The sequence below is a fragment of the Lyngbya aestuarii BL J genome (genome assembly GCF_000478195.2).
GTDB lineage: Bacteria > Cyanobacteriota > Cyanobacteriia > Cyanobacteriales > Microcoleaceae > Capilliphycus > Capilliphycus aestuarii.
Genome location: NZ_AUZM01000059.1, coordinates 1 through 15,332 on the forward strand (window position 1 = coordinate 1; position 15,332 = coordinate 15,332).

Here is a 15,332-nt window from a genome sequence, read left to right on the forward strand (position 1 = left end):
GCCCTAAAACTTGATTTGTGGGGGGGTGGGGAGGTAGGGAGGTAGGGAGGTAGGGACGATTTTTATTAATAAAAAGCTATTTTTCCGAGGAAAAAACTCCTCTCCCCACCCCCCCATCACCCTTTCACCCCCAACGGGATAGCCACTCCCCTCAACGCGCTTGTTCCCGCGCACGGGGGTGGACTCACCATCAACCCCGGCAATTTTTAACTGAGAATGAAACAGCCCTGCCCTTTGTAAGGGGGAAGCCAGATGTGACTTCGCTTTAATTAATATGGGGGACTTGGCGGATTCTTTCCTCAGAATGAGGATGTGTGTACACGGTAAGTTTCTCGGAAAGGGGGTGAACAGATCAACTGTTAATTGACTGGTGCATTGACGGGGGTTTTACTGAGAACTTCGAGCAAACTCCATTGAAATAAAGAAGCATCAGCCGGGGGATTATCAACAATTTTCTCAGCAATCCGAATTTTATAATCATACCCAGGTTCATACTCAAATCCGGTGATGGCATCATAAAATAAGATCCATTCATCTTCAGGATTTTCTCGAACTTGTAAACAGTTTTGAGGAGTAACTCCAGTACAGGGAACTGTTTTTGAGTCTACATAAACGACTCGTTCTTCTGTGGTTGAACTCATGGTTTTTACTTGCTCACTTTGAAATGTCATAGAACCAGAACCTCGCTTTATATTGTCGTAAATTTGCAGTTTATTTTGGCGTTTGTTTGGTCAAATTCTCCCCCCTAGAATATGATCAAATCCTGTGATTTTTACTCCATAGTTGCAAACATATCAGCTATTTTGGGTGAAGCAACAGATGCTACCTTCAGTGTTTTACCTTTTGTTTGGTAAACTATTCTGTATTGGTTGCAACCGGACTTCCCTGTTCGGCGATCGCTTGTAAACATTGCCCTGATTTGAGTGTCCTCAATCAGCTTTTTTGGAGTCCCAGAATCATCTCAGGCTGTTAGAAACCTAGTTGTATTGATCAACGTTCTATTTGTTGAGGGGTAAATGTCATCACACCCGATCCTCCCTGGGCTTGATAAGAGATTTTGAGTTGACCTTGAGGGCTAATTTCATACCATTGGGCTTTCTCCAATGCTGTCAGATATTCAAATTCTTGTCTCATAATCTCTGATGGACAAGCTTTGCGTGTTGTCGCTAGAGGATTAATACTAAGTTTATTCCCCTCCTTTGTATAATTGGTCATGTATTGGTTACAACTTCCCATACCTCTGACCTGATCTTCTGTAAAGTTAACAGTAATTTCCGTTTCTTTCAAGGGAACTCTCGAAATCGTTGCTTCTTCTAAAGAAACTAAAACCCAAGTTTGAGTCTCTAACTGACCTATTGCTTGAGGTGTAAATGTCATTACCCCTGATCCCTGTTCTGTTGTATAAGAAATAAGCAATTGACCTTGATCATTCATTTCATATTGTTGCACTCCTTCTAAGGCGTCAAGATAGGCAGATTCTCGCTCCATAATCTCTCCCATACAAGTTTTGCGAGTGGTAATACCGGGTGTAATTTGGAGTTGATTTCCTTCTGTTTTGTAGGAAGAAATATATCGATTACAACTGGCATTTCCTTTCACTTGACCCTCAACAAAATTGGCGGTAATCGGTTCTGTTGTTTCTAACAAATTGCTGTTGTTTTCAGTCCTCCAATTCACTAAGATCCAAGAGGTTCCCTCTAAGGAGGTGGGTGAAGCCGAATCGGTCGGATTTTCGGAGACTATTGGAGTCGCTAAAGCTGCATTTTGACTCTCAATCGCTAACCCCGAAAAGAGTCCAATTGTGAGAAGTAAACCCGTTATACTTTGACTAAGCTTTAACGTGTAACTGTTCATCTTAAACTCTTTTCATCCTCCCTGAATCGAGCTTCTTGTTGTTTCCTTCAAACGCTTGAACGATAAATCCGCCCATCTTGTAAATTTTAGATAAGAATTTCCTGAATTCAAATTCTGATCCCCAGAAAATTATCTTCTGAACCCTGATTTTATCGCACTTTTCAGTCACTTATCTTTCTCCGAAAACAACCCCTAAAGGACATCAATCGTGCGAACAGATCTGACGTTACGAGTTCTCGGGTCAAAGTTAATATCTATTCCTAATCGACCCCGATCTAACTTCACAACACCGGGATCGGATTCCACAACTCTCCACCCTTGCGATCGCAAACGACGCACAACTTCATTGACATCTTGACCGACAAATTCTTGAGTGGGATTATTTGAACCTCCCCTGCGGGATTCCCCGTTGAAACTAATCGAAAACGGCTGACCATCGAGACGACCATCCCCATAAATACGATTAATCGAATTATTCAGCCCATATTCAATATCAATGGTTCCGGAAGCATCTGCATTTCCTGAACTCTCGACATCGACTACCAATGTATAAGCATCTCGCCGATCCAAATCTCCACTTAAACGAATTAACCGATTATCATCTAAGCGAAACGCTAATTCGACTTGATCTCCATCATCGACATTCGCCGTCACCTGGGTAATCTCCCAACCTGAACGTCCTGAGATCTCAAATGATCCTTCCCCTCGTTGGGACAACCGCATCGATTCCCCTCGGCTAGAACCTGTTCCGCCGACCTGAATATTTTCACCGGGAATCCAACCCATCTCCCCAGAGTCTCTAAATTTCACCTCGTACCACATTTCTCCCTCACGGGATTGGGTTTCGGTGAGGATTTCGACCCGATCTCCGACTAAACCTGAACCTCGAACTCGCGATCGCCAACTGGGTTCTGTGCGTAAGTTAATTCTGGCGTTGGGATTACGATCAATTAATACCGCTTCTGATCTGGAAACCTGTGTCCGCCTTTGATTTCGTTGGGCGATCGCCGTCGGAGGTTCAAGAATAACGGTACCGACTCCCCCGACAACCACTGTACAAAAAACTGCTAATAAAATGGATTTGATTTTCATTTTGTATTCCCCCCAAAGTTAAGTTAATCTGATTTGATTTACTTCTAGAATATCGTCCGAAAGAGGAAGTGACTTCCTTCACTTGGTTGATCCCAATGGATCAATTGATCTCCTCCATCAGGATGATTTTCAGAAAAGCCTCCGGACGTTCTCTCGAGTAATCCTTATGGCTTTGACGTCTGTCTTTGGCGAATTGTTCCTTGAGGGAAAAGACAATAGAATATCCATTTTTATTATAGCGCAACTCTTGATAAATTGCTAGGATTTACTAAGAGTCCAAAAGGGCAATTGTTGAGTGAGTTGGGGTTGAATTCCACTAATATTGTCATCAGCAAAGATGAAGTTTTTATCTTGCCAAAGGGGAATATAGGGAACATCTTTGATCAGAATAGCTTGTAACTCATCAAATATTAATTGTCTGGCTTGGGGATCTTGTTCTCGACGCTGTTGATCGATTAATTCATTAACGCGATCGCTGTAATAAAATGATCCCTGAGATTGGCTAGCTCCTTTTGTACATCCGGTTTCGGGTGAACCTTCGGCACAATCTAAAAAAGGTTGTAAATAGTTATCTGCATCCAAAAAGTCTGCATACCAATCTAACAAAAAAGTCGGATAAACTCCTTTATCCAAATTCTCAAAAGCGGTTGTGGCTTCTACACCTTTGAGTTCGAGTTGTAACGCGCCGTCTAACTTTTCAGTCGCTAAGGCTTTGAGGGTACTGGCCAAAGTTGCTCGTTTGTTATTTCCCGAGGCATACCAAACTTCAACAACAGCCGGATTTTCAGGAGTATAACCCGCTTGTTCTAATAATGCTTTTGCCCTCTCGATATTAGCATCTCCATAACTGTCTTCAAATACAGGTTTATAACTTTCAAACGTAGTAGGGATCAAGCTATAAAGCGGTTCTCCCTGTCCCCGCAATATCCGTTCATTAATCAAGTTGCGGTCAACAATAGCTACCAAGGCTTGGCGAACTTCTAGCTGATTCAACGGTTCAGAATTGAGATTGAGAACCATATAATTGATAGTATTGCCATCAGCCGTAATCATCTGCCATTTGCCTTTTTCAACTTCCCCTTGTAAACTCTTAACTTGATCAGGTTCAAGAGAAAGATAAGCAATATCAACCGCATCACTCCGAAACGAATTAAACAAATTGGCAGGACTAGAAAAGCGTTGAATATCAATTCCTTGGTTTTGCGGCTTTTCACCCCAATATTGATCGAAGACATCCAAACGAATGACATCAACTCCATTTTCTGCCAGTTTATATGGCCCAGTTCCCACGAGAGTTTGGGGTTGAAACTTCCCCGCACCCAACTCATAGGCTTCGGGAGACACCGCCAAAGTACCCGCCACCGCGAGTAAGTTTGGAAAAGCAGCAAAAGGCTGTTTTAAGATAATTGTTAGTTCATAGTCACCCGTTGCTTCGACAGACTTCACCGTATCCGCGAGTAAAAACGCAGGTTGTCCCCCATTTTCAATAAACCGTTTGAGAGAAAACGCCATCGCGATCGCATTAAACGGGGTGCCATCATGGAAAACAACATCCTGACGCACAGCAATTGTATAAGTTAGCCCATCTTCGCTAACGGTGGGTAAAGCGGTGGCTAACTGAGGGATGAGTGTTGTGTTTCCCAGGGAGTAGGTGTACAAGCGATCGCCGACATTGTAAAAGATATCATTAGAAAGGGCATCGTAGGCGTCAGCCGGATCGAGGGTACGAATATTGAGGGTTGTTCCCATAGTAATTCGTTCGGGGTTTGTCTGGGAAGACGGAGAGTTGGTTTGAGTTGAACGAGGAGTACAGCTTACTGCCAAAAACCAGCACAAACAGAATAAACTGATCAGGTGTAAGATAGACTGACCTCGACGACGGGGAAACCATCCAGACTGAAGGGTTTGATTTAGAGATCTTGCAAACATTGGCTTTTTGATGTTCTCAATTCTGAACCTTCGATAATAGCGGATAAATGTCTCTGTCTTCTCTTGATCTACAGGCGACTTTACATCGTTTTTTGCGCCCGAGGGTAGGTGTAGAATTTTGATAATGGTTTTTAAGCGGGCGATCGCTGATGGGGTCTGGGTTTGCGGTCGATCTGAAAATAGAGGGGTGGGCGCATCCCTCTGTGTAAGGGTTTCAGCGTTTTTGACAGATTTGAGATGATCCGGTATTATAGTTTTAGTCGCACCTGGCGCAACTGCACCTCGAAAACTGAATATGGTAAGGGTTTCAGGATGCCGCTCTCGAAATAACCTATAATCCCTATTAGGGATTGAAACTATGACCTTGCCCATTGCTGCATACAACTTAGTGTAAAACTGCTCGAAATAACCTATAATCCCTATTAGGGATTGAAACATTGAGCAAATAGAGGGACAGAAAAGACAAGCAGACTCGAAATAACCTATAATCCCTATTAGGGATTGAAACAAGCGACAAGTCTATCTAGGGAAATCAATTCCACTCGAAATAATCTATAATCCCTATTAGGGATTGAAACACAGATGACCCTGAAGGCAGTAGGTGCAACCCAACTCGAAATAACCTATAATCCCTATTAGGGATTGAAACTAAAGAAACGTACTCAGAAATCAAAGCAGTTTGTTCTCGAAATAACCTATAATCCCTATTAGGGATTGAAACCTGATCGATGCCTTTGAAGAAATCGAAAAACGACTCGAAATAACCTATAATCCCTATTAGGGATTGAAACAAAAGATGTGATTTGTTTCCCTCTGTTCTGAAGGCTCGAAATAACCTATAATCCCTATTAGGGATTGAAACATTGCAAGCTGCATCAATTACCAGGGCTGCTAACTTCACCAAGCTCGAAATAACCTATAATCCCTATTAGGGATTGAAACTCTGAAATTTACGGATATGATGATTTATATTTACTCGAAATAACCTATAATCCCTATTAGGGATTGAAACCCCTTGCGGGGGTGGGATGGCACTTTCATTCGTCAGATCTCGAAATAACCTATAATCCCTATTAGGGATTGAAACTACTTCAATGAGTTCGCCTATATTGATATTAGTTCTCGAAATAACCTATAATCCCTATTAGGGATTGAAACAGACGTAGTTAGGAACGGATAATGAAAAATAATAACTCGAAATAACCTATAATCCCTATTAGGGATTGAAACGCTTAGATGCTCGTATATTAAATGCTGTTTGTAAGCCGCCTCGAAATAACCTATAATCCCTATTAGGGATTGAAACACCAACCGCAGACTTTAAAGCACCTTCTCTGAAAGAAATTCTCGAAATAACCTATAATCCCTATTAGGGATTGAAACTAGAAGCCCGTGTAAAGGGAGCCGAGGAGTTAGTAGAAACTCGAAATAACCTATAATCCCTATTAGGGATTGAAACTAAGCAACTGCCTTCAGATATGCGTGGCGACATTCTCGAAATAACCTATAATCCCTATTAGGGATTGAAACCATCCGCCATCTTCTTCGGCTTGATCTTCCCCCGCCTCGAAATAACCTATAATCCCTATTAGGGATTGAAACGTAAATATCGCTGCTTTCTCTTAAACATTCAGGACTCGAAATAACCTATAATCCCTATTAGGGATTGAAACAGAAAACAAAGTTCTAGCCCAGGCGATCACGATGCTTAAAACCACATATAACTAGAGCGCATGAGCTGAAGTTTTGTATTAATATTGTTGCTAAGTCGATGGATTACTCAGTTTAAAGATGGATGGATGAAACGAGCAGTGACAAAATCTTCATTCAATATTTAGAGCAAGAGCCAGAAACAAACGAACTTGCAAATCGGCCACAGTCAAATTAGTGGCTTAAAGAAGCCCTAGCCAAGTCTCAAGCGAGAGTTAAAGAATTAGAGTCTTTGGGCTAACTTAAAAAGCTTCACCAAATTCTTCACCAATTTTTACTCAATACTATCTGCAAATTTCCAGAAAACAGGGGTTTAAGAGACTATGATTTCAGTCTAAGCGACTAAAGTAGAGTCCCGTCTGACATCTTCAACTTGATCAATAAAAGCTTTAACCATCGCTAAGTCTGGGTGAGCATATCGTTTGTCAGTGAGGTGGTCGTAGGCTTCCCATTCTTGAGCGACTTCCCCATCGTACCAGACAAACCATTCTCGGTAGAGTTCCCCTTCATCGATATCGGGACACAAGGACAACCAATCATCTCCGGTATAGGTGTCAACGGTGTCCGCCACTAAATGCAACCAGGCGGTTTTAATACATTCTTCTATGTTGTTCTCGACGGTAGAGCGATCTTGGACTAGAGTTGGGGTCGGATTTTGATTGGTTTCCATCGGTTTTCTGTGACTCAATAACCTTACTCTACAAAAGGGTTGGGGGTAAGTGGAATCTGAGGTGTGACACTCCCGGAAGCGTGACATCTCACTTCCACCGACAATCTTTTCCAACCCTAATAAATAGATTAGTCGCCTTTTCCCCCGATAGACAGTTGACACACTGGCACAGGAAAATCGATTTTGAGAGTATTTTGACTTATTCAGTCCTGAGTGAACAGTTTTCTATAGAGATTGATCCTACAATATTAAAATGGAAATTGTTAACTTTACCTCTGTACAATCACCCGTTAAGGGGTTTTCATCGGAGAAAAGATCATGAAAGCTGTATTATCGCTGATTGTGATTTCTATACTGGGATTAGCTGGATTTCCAAAAACGGCTCAAGCTTCTTCTGCTTATGATATTGTCTGCGAATTTAAGTATAAAGTGGGAGAGGGATCTTGGGTTCATGATTCGAGTCAGGGAACAACTTGGGCGATCGCGAAGGCGAGACGGAGAAATTATCTAGAACGTCAGGAAGAAAAAGCCCAAGAAGCGGGTAAAAGTTTTGAGGTGATCTATATGTTCTGTCGTGATCCGTGGGGAAATAGCAGCGATGGTGATTAAGTATTGACTTATGCCTTTTTTAATGTTCACCGATCAGGAAATAGGTGGTCATTTCTCCTTTTCCTTTGATGGGAATAGAACCCCGTAAAGCAAACACAAATTGTTCTTTTAAGCGTTCGTAGACCTCGGATGTCACTTGAATTTGACCCGATACCCCGTTAGATTCCATTCGAGAAGCCACATTGACAGTATCCCCCCATAAATCATAGCTAAATTTGCTCAACCCAATCACACCTGCAACCACTGGCCCGGCATGAATCCCAATTCTTAGGAGAAAATTATTTCCGGTTTGCTGATTAAATAGAGTCAGATTAGTTTGCATATCAAGAGCCATTTTGGCGATCGCTTTTAGATGATCCGGATGATAAAGAGGTAAGCCCCCCACAACCATGTAAGCATCTCCAATTGTTTTGATTTTTTCTAAACCGTAGTGTTGGGAAAGTTGATCAAAATGGCTAAAAATACTATTAAGAATTTCTAGAATTTGAGCGGGAGTTGCTTCGGAGGAAAAATCGGTAAAGCCCACTAAATCAGCAAATAAAACACTAACATCCTGAAAATAGTCTGCAATAATTCCGGATTTTTTTTGTAACCGTTCAGCAATGGGTTGGGGCAGAATATTTAAAAGTAGTTTTTCGGTTTGTTCTTTTTGAGATTGTAATTCTTGTTGAGCTTGTTTTCGTTGAATCAAAGAACCGAGTTGAGTCGCTACGGCTTTAACCAGTTCTAAGGTTCGTTCTTGAGGTTTGCTTTTGGTTTGAGTAAAAAAGACTAACACTGCTAGCATCTGTTCTTCAGCTAAAATCGGCACCCCAAACCCTGATTGTAGACCAATCTTGGGTAATATTTCTGAATATAAATGAACTTCCGGTTTGCCCGTCGCCCACACTCGCCCGGGTAAGCCTTCATCGAGTGCAAAAGTTAAATCCAATCTATACTGTCTAAATGGAGTCGAATTGTGATCACTAATATGCCAAGTTTGACGACACTCTAATACATTTCCGTCATGACTCGGTATCCAAACCTCGCCATAATCCCAATCAATCGTTTGACAAACTGTTGCTAAAACCAGATTCAAAGCTGAGTCTACATCCACCGCTTCATTAATCGCTTGAGTGACTTTCAGAAGCAGTCGAATTTCAAGTTCTCTTTGTTTGGGTTCACTAATATCACGGACTGAACCAATCATCCGTATGGGCTGTCGATCAGTATCCCATTGAGCTTGTCCGCGAGTCAATACCCATTTATAACCACCATCGTTACAACGCAAACGATGTTCAACCGAATACAGCGGAATGATTTGTTGTAAATACTCCTGTAAGGTTGTTTCAACTTGTTTCCAGTCATCGGGATGAATGGCATCTTTCCAGGCTTGACTAAATTGAATATGATGGTCTTCGTAACCTAAAACATCCTTGAACCAAGACGAAAGAAACATATCATCTGTTTCAACTTTCCACTCCCAAATGCCATCTTGATTTCCTTGAAGTGCCAGTTGCCAACGTTCTTCACTTTCACGAAATTGTTGTTCGATAATTTGTCGGAGATTGATTTCTTTTTGAAGTTTGATATTTTGTTCGCTGAGTTGTAATTGTAGCGATCGCAACCGTAAATGATTTTCAATCCGAGCTAAAACTTCAGTGAGTTGAAAGGGTTTAGTAATATAGTCTACTCCCCCCATTTCAAAGGCTTTAACTTTATCAGAAGCATCGTCTAATGCACTCAAAAAAATAATCGGAATTTCCTGTGTTTCTGCTTGATCTTTGAGAATCCGACAAAAGTGATAGCCGTCCATTTCTGGCATCATAATATCGAGTAAAATCAAGTCAGGGGGACTCATCTGCACAGAGCGTAATGCTAAAACCCCACTCGGCGCAACTCGGACTTCATACCCCTGTGTTGTCAGCATCCGCGTCAACAGCGTCAGATTAATCGGGGTATCATCAACAACTAAAATACTTTTTTGAGGAGCAGAAGGCGACAAAGAGTTCATGAGCCTCTAGACACAGATCGATCAGTTTTCGGTTCAGTTAAAGCCAGTAACTGCTCATATTGATACCGATCCACTAAATATATTAAGGTATCGGCAACGGATGGATATTGGGAATGAATTTGCTCAATTAAGCTTTGCATTCGCTGGCTGCGTCCTTCAATGATAGCTTGATGAAATTGAGCTAACCACTCACTCGGTAATTTGGCCATATCCTGAGCAGTGAGTGTCCCCGAAAAAACACCGTGAGCAATCGGCGCCAGAGTAGACTCCTGACAAATGTAATGGACTTCTAAGTGTTGAGCAATGCGATCAAAAATATCTCGTTCTAAAAAGGGTTTGCGAAGAAAATCATCACACCCGACAGATAGAGCCATTGCTTTTTCTGTCTCTAGAATTCCGGCTGTAATCGCAATGATTGTTGTTTTTTCAATGTTCGGGTCAGAAGGTATAATGGTTTGCGATCGCGGCTCGGTTTTCCTCGCTGCTTCTAACTGACGAATTTGACGAGTTGCTTGATAACCATCCATGATCGGCATCCGTAAATCCATAAAAATCAGGTGGGGTTGCCAACTTGACCACAGTTTCACGGCTTCTTGACCCTCTTTTGCTCCTCGCACTTCAAAACCGACAGGGGTTAGCAATTCGATTAACAATTGGCGGTTATTCGGGCGGTCATCAACGATTAAAATCCGATAGCGGGGTTGGTTTGGTTCGAGTGCAATCACTCGCAGATGCTCGGAGGAAGGAGTGGAAATTTCATCTTCGCTAATCTCAACGGGAATCATAAATTGAAAGGTTGTTCCTTCTCCTAAGTCGCTATCAACGGTGATTTCTCCCCCCATCAAATGAATAAATTGCTGAGAGATTTTTAACCCTAAGCCTGTTCCTTCTTGGGCTTGTTGACCCGATGAGGTTTGCACAAAAGCTTGAAATAGTTGTTCGCATTCATGGGGAGCAATACCTACTCCGGTATCTTTCACTTCAAAGGATAGGGCATAAGTTCCCCCCGGTAAATGGGATGGAGGTATAGCTTCGAGATTAGACCAACGAGGGTAAACCCACAGAATAATCTCACCTGTGGGGGTAAACTTGATCGCATTACTGAGAAGATTAATTAAAATTTGGCGTAGTTTTGTCTCATCGGTGTAGATTAATGGAGGAATATCCGGATGACAGTCAAACTTTAATTCTAGGTTTTTATTGCTGGCTTTTTGGGTGAACATTCTCTCCAAACTTTCGAGGAGATTAAATAGATCAAATTGCCGCGGTTGCATTTTCATGCGTCCGGCTTCTATTTTAGATAAATCCAACACTTGATTAATCAAAGTCAGCAGATGTTGACCACTACTATGAATGACTTCTAGACTGTCTTGTTCATCGCCTGACAGATTTATACTGCGACTGAGCAGTTGGGAAAACCCTAAAATCGCGTTGAGGGGTGTTCGCAACTCATGGCTCATATTCGCAAGAAATGTGCTTTTGGAACGGTTAGCAGCTTCTGCGGTTTCTTTGGCTTGTCGGAGGGTGATTTCAAATTGTTGACGTTCGAGTTCGGCTTCGGTGCGAGTGGCGAATATTTTCATGATCATCTCGTGATCAAGATTGATTTCTAGCGGTGCAACATCCATGATATAAATTAAGCCGATTGATTCTCCGGTGGAATTGGCTAAGGGAATTCCCCAATAGCTTTCTACGCCCAATTGAGCCAAGAATAGATTGTCGGGGAAATATTGCATTATCTGGGCGGGGTGATAGCACCAACCTTGATTAATAACAGGTTTGCAGGGGGTGCCGCTGATATCATATTCGAGATTTTCTCTGAGACTATCCCCGTCCCAAAATGCCAAAGTTCGCAGTTTTTGTTTGGTTTCGTCTATCGCTTCTGCAATCACCGCATATTTGACTTTTAGCACTTGAGCGAGATATTGAACGCAGGTGCGAAAGAATTCTTCACCCGTTTTACAGGCGATTTCTTCAGAAAACAATTGTAGTGCTTCTTCTCGTTGTTTGTAGTCGCTAATATCTTGTAAGGTGCCATACAAACGAATAATTTGTCCAGCATCATCTTGCTGGACTTGAGTACGAGAAATCAGATGATGAATTGTATTATCTTGATCGAGAGTCCTAAACTCGATTTTTGAGGTGATTCCTTGTCTGAGGGCTTCAAAGGTGGCTTGTCTGACTCGGGAACGATCTTCGGGATGAATTCTTTGTTCGATCTGCTCTAAACTGGAAATCGGATCATCAGGATGAATCCCCGTCAGTTGATACATTTGTTCTGACCCCCAATATTTATGATCAATAAAATCCCATGACCATCCCCCGACTTTGGCAATGTGTTGAGTTTCGTTGAGTAAGGTTTCACTGCGACGTAATTCTTCTTCGGCTTGTTTTTGGGCAACTTCTGCAAAAATGCGATCGCTAATATCTTCTTGTATGCCAATAAAATGAGTTAAATTCCCTTCTTCATCGTGTACGGGAGAAATAGAAAGTTTATTCCAAAATAGTGTACCATCTTTGCGATAGTTACGGACAATGATGTTTGTTTCTCGACCTTCTGCGATACCCTTCCGCATTTCGATTAAAGTCGGTTGATCAATATCTGCTCCCTGCAAAAAGCGACAATTTTCTCCAATCACTTCATCAGCACGATACCCTGTCGTTCGTTCAAATCCTGAGTTCACATAGGTCAAAGGTTTATCAGTAAGTTGAGCATCGGCGATGACAATACCGTTTGAAGAAGCATCTACTGCTCGTTGTAGGAGTCGTAAATAAGCTTCGCTAGTGGTGCGAATAGTGATTTCTTGTTGGAGTTGGTGATTTTGATCTTTGAGTTGTTGTTTTAACTTTTGGTTGGTGAGATGGGTTTCGACTCGCGCTAAGACTTCTTCGATTTCAAAGGGTTTACTAATAAAATCAACACCTCCGACTCCAAAGGCTTTGACTTGATCAACGGTTCCATCTAGCGCACTGATAAATAAGATGGGAATGTTACAGGTTTTAGGATTGGCTTTTAAGTGTTTACAAACGGTATATCCATCTAAATCGGGCATCATCACATCTAATATGATTAAGTCGGGTTGACTCATATTAGCCGATAGTATCGCGTGTTTTCCGCTTTGAGTTTCTCTAATTTTATATCCATTTTTTTGGAGGATTTGCACCAGTAAAGTCAGATGATTCGTGTCATCATCCACAATTAAGATATCACCGGAACTTGACTTGATATCTTGCTCAAACGTTTGTTGTAAAGTTCGATAATTTCGCAGAGAAAGGGTAACGGTCGTGATTAATTTTTCTTGGGTGAGTTCAAGTTTGGTTTTATAGTCGTTAATATCATAGTTGAGAATAACTTGAGCTTCAGGAGCTTGTCCAGGATGACCTGTACGAAGGATAATCCGAGTGAGTGTATTGTTGAGAGTTTCTCGAACATATTTGACAAAATCTAAACCCGCTTCCTCGGTTTCCATGATCACATCGACGAACAAAATTGCGGTGTCTGGATGCTTGAGGATGAGTTGTTGTGCTTCCGTTGCACTATAGGCAGAAATAAAGTGTAGGGATTTTCCTTCAAAGGTAAATTGTTCTAAGGCGAGTTGCGTCACTTCATGGATAGAATGATCATCATCAACAATCATTATTTTCCACGTCTCTGTATCATCGGGGAGGGATGAAATTTCATCTTCTTCTTCGATAAAAATCATCTCCTCCTCTGCGGGGGAAGACTGGTTTGGTTGAGAATTAATATTTTTTGGCATACTTTCGGTGTTATTCCTGAACTTCTAGTGGTAAATTCAATATAAATTTTGTACCTTGGCTGACTTGACGATCACAGGAAATTTGACCCTGAAGTTTTTGCGTCACTAAATTGTAGATAATATGCAACCCTAAACCACTCCCACCCCTAGAGCGATCTGTTGTAAAGAATGGCTCAAAGATTTTATCGATATATTCTTCTGGAATACCACACCCATCATCTGCATAGCTAATTATTAGTCTATCATCTTGACAGTTGATGTCAAAGTCTAAACATCCTTTTTCTCCGGGTTGATAGCCATGTATGATTGAGTTGATGACTAAATTAGTGACGATTTGGGCAATTGCTCCTGGATAACTATTGATTTTAAGGTTTTCTTCTCCTCGAACTGTTAATTGATGTCCAGTTTTTTCAAGATGAGGACTGAGGCTAATAATTACTTTTTCAATATAGCTTTTTAAGTTAAATTCTTGCTTTTTCAAATGACTTTGATCCACAGAAACTTGCTTTAAACTTTGAACTAGATCTGCCGCTCGTTGTAAATTTTCGAGCAGGATTTGACTACTTCGTTTCACTCGAACAATATGATTCACAACTATCGATTTTTTGAGTTGATCTTGATTGACTTGAAATTCAAAGTTTTGGGCTTCATTATTGAGGGTTGAAGCTAGAGTCACTCCTATTCCTAGCGGGGTACTAATTTCGTGGGATAAACCCGCCACCAATCTTCCCAACGCTGCCATTTTTTCAGCTTCTATGAGTTGAGCTTGAGTCGTTTTTAAATGCTCTAACATTTGAGTGAGTTCTGCATTTTTTTCTTTTAACTGTTTTTGCAACTGATGTAAGCTTAAATGGGTTTTGACTCGCGATAACAGTTCGGGAATTCTAATGGGTTTTGTCAGGTAGTCAACAGCCCCAATTGAAAAGGCTTTCACCTGATCAAATACTTCCCCTAAAGCACTAATAAAAATAATTGGAATATCTTCAGTATGGGGATCGGCTTTGAGGCGACGACAAACTTCATAGCCGTTGATATCCGGCATCATAATATCAAGTAAAATCAGATCGGGACGTTCTTGCGCCGCCAAACTCAAAGCAGATAACCCATTCACTGCGGACTGGACTTGATATCCCTTTTCAGTTAAAATGGCAGTTAAGAGTAATAAGTTGTCTTCGATATCATCAACAATTAAAATTGATGCTTTTAGAGAATTCATTCCGTTCTACACAATAACTCTTTCAAGGGTTTAATTGATAAACCTAATTTTTTTTGCCGAATACACCCTCACCGACTCGATCCCATTTCTATTGATTGTAGGCGTTCAGGAACAACCACAGGACGACTCTCTCAACACTCCCCTGGTTAAACGAGGAAGGATTTTCAAGCCTAAGCAAATCGGTTCCTGAGAACTCTCAGAAATTGCTTTGTGTTCGTCACTGACAACCCTTAATCTTGCAGACCCTGCACCTATGGTAACTTAGATTAGCCAAAAAAAGAGGCTCGTTGTTGTATCCTCCTATAATCTTATTCAAGGGATATTTAACAAATAAGCTTTTATCGTTCAATTTCCACCCGGAATGTCGCTTCATTTAGAACTCGGTTGAGAGTCAATCCTAAACGTTCACAAACTTTCTGTATGGTGAAATATTCGGCTAAAATCTTAGTCGTGATCTAAACAATATTTTATGGATGATCAATAGACAACAGTTATCGTAAT

General features: G+C 41.3%; 9 protein-coding genes and 1 CRISPR repeat array. Of the genes, 1 reads left to right on the forward strand and 8 read right to left on the reverse strand.

Annotation, left to right across the window (positions count from 1 at the left end):
- Positions 1-359: 359 nt before the first annotated feature.
- The 5 genes from M595_RS20525 to M595_RS20545 all read right to left on the reverse strand — a co-directional run bounded on the left by M595_RS20525 (position 360) and on the right by M595_RS20545 (position 7,255).
- A complete protein-coding gene (locus tag M595_RS20525; protein ID WP_238987113.1) occupies positions 360-641 on the reverse strand; it encodes a DUF4377 domain-containing protein in 282 nt (93 codons plus the stop codon).
- A 349-nt stretch (positions 642-990) separates the two neighbouring features.
- Complete coding sequence (locus M595_RS20530) at positions 991-1,854, reverse strand: META domain-containing protein (RefSeq protein ID WP_023068356.1); 864 nt, start codon at positions 1,852-1,854, stop codon at positions 991-993.
- A gap of 192 nt (positions 1,855-2,046) precedes the next feature.
- The gene (locus tag M595_RS20535; protein WP_023068360.1) at positions 2,047-2,946 is read right to left on the reverse strand and encodes an SH3 domain-containing protein; all 900 of its coding nucleotides are present in this window, start codon (positions 2,944-2,946) and stop codon (positions 2,047-2,049) included.
- A 258-nt stretch (positions 2,947-3,204) separates the two neighbouring features.
- On the reverse strand, positions 3,205-4,875 hold the full coding sequence (locus tag M595_RS20540; RefSeq protein WP_023068377.1) for an ABC transporter substrate-binding protein: 1,671 nt from the start codon (positions 4,873-4,875) through the stop codon (positions 3,205-3,207).
- Positions 4,876-5,195: 320 nt separating this feature from the next.
- Positions 5,196-6,548: direct repeats of the CRISPR family, unit length 37 nt; unit sequence CTCGAAATAACCTATAATCCCTATTAGGGATTGAAAC.
- A 371-nt stretch (positions 6,549-6,919) separates the two neighbouring features.
- On the reverse strand, positions 6,920-7,255 hold the full coding sequence (locus M595_RS20545; protein WP_023068371.1) for a hypothetical protein: 336 nt from the start codon (positions 7,253-7,255) through the stop codon (positions 6,920-6,922).
- A 318-nt stretch (positions 7,256-7,573) separates the two neighbouring features.
- Between M595_RS20545 and M595_RS20550 the strand changes: the two genes are divergently transcribed.
- Complete coding sequence (locus M595_RS20550; protein WP_023068361.1) at positions 7,574-7,864, forward strand: hypothetical protein; 291 nt, start codon at positions 7,574-7,576, stop codon at positions 7,862-7,864.
- A 19-nt stretch (positions 7,865-7,883) separates the two neighbouring features.
- On the opposite strand, the gene M595_RS20555 is transcribed toward M595_RS20550, so the two are convergent.
- The 3 genes from M595_RS20555 to M595_RS20565 are packed head-to-tail and all read right to left on the reverse strand — an operon-like array spanning position 7,884 to position 14,831.
- Positions 7,884-9,857 (reverse strand): adenylate/guanylate cyclase domain-containing protein, encoded by a 1,974-nt coding sequence (locus M595_RS20555; protein WP_023068369.1) that lies wholly within the window; start codon positions 9,855-9,857, stop codon positions 7,884-7,886.
- Positions 9,854-13,615 carry a response regulator gene (locus tag M595_RS20560; RefSeq protein WP_023068379.1) on the reverse strand — a complete coding sequence of 1,254 codons (3,762 nt, stop codon included), beginning with the start codon at positions 13,613-13,615 and terminating at the stop codon, positions 9,854-9,856. The genes M595_RS20555 and M595_RS20560 overlap by 4 nt, the downstream gene beginning before the upstream one ends.
- Positions 13,616-13,625: 10 nt before the next feature.
- The gene (locus tag M595_RS20565; RefSeq protein ID WP_023068376.1) at positions 13,626-14,831 is read right to left on the reverse strand and encodes a sensor histidine kinase; all 1,206 of its coding nucleotides are present in this window, start codon (positions 14,829-14,831) and stop codon (positions 13,626-13,628) included.
- Positions 14,832-15,332: the final 501 nt, after the last annotated feature.